Origin of the sequence: Streptomyces sp. P9(2023), from assembly GCF_032436795.1 — a bacterium.
Taxonomy (GTDB): Bacteria; Actinomycetota; Actinomycetes; order Streptomycetales; family Streptomycetaceae; genus Streptomyces.
Map to the genome: position 1 here is coordinate 1 of NZ_JAUPWM010000126.1, position 572 is coordinate 572.

Here is a 572-nt window from a genome sequence, read left to right on the forward strand (position 1 = left end):
GCTTCCACCACTGCATGGCTGCCACGTCCGTGCCGCACTTCTCGCACCAGGCCAGCGGTCGCGGCCGCACGTCGGGGGCGGGCACGCCCTTGCGGTTGAAGACGATGTACATACGGTCTCGCCACTGCGGCGCGTGCGGGTTGGTGTCGGAGCCGATGTGAGCTGCGGAGACGGAGACGAACTGGGCGGTGTAGCCGAGGGTGGTCATGCCCGCCAGCCATGTATCGAACAACTCCCACTGGGCTGCCTCCACGACATTCTCGATCATGACGAGCGGGTAGCGGAAGAGTTCGGCGGCGCGGATCACCTCCCAGAATGTGACGCGGGTCCGCTCGAACGCCTCGGTGGGGACGTGGCCGTGTTCCTCGAACAGGTCGAGTTGTCGCGTCCGTTTGCGGCGTCCACCGGCCGGTGATACCTCGGTGCAGATGGGGCTTGCCCACAGAACGTCGGTGCGTGGCAGGTAGCGCAGGTCGATCGCGGAGATGTCGGCGCACAAGTGCTCAGTGTCGGGGTGGTTGGCGGAGTGGGTTTCGATCGCTCGCTGCCAGTGGTTGGCGGCGACCTTAATG

The 572-nt window shown here is 65.9% G+C and carries 1 protein-coding gene; it reads right to left on the reverse strand.

Features of this window, described 5'->3' with window-relative positions:
• On the reverse strand, window positions 1–571 hold a 571-nt coding region (locus Q5762_RS36970; protein ID WP_315896695.1), incomplete at its 3' end, for a DNA cytosine methyltransferase.
• Window position 572 lies beyond the last annotated feature (1 nt).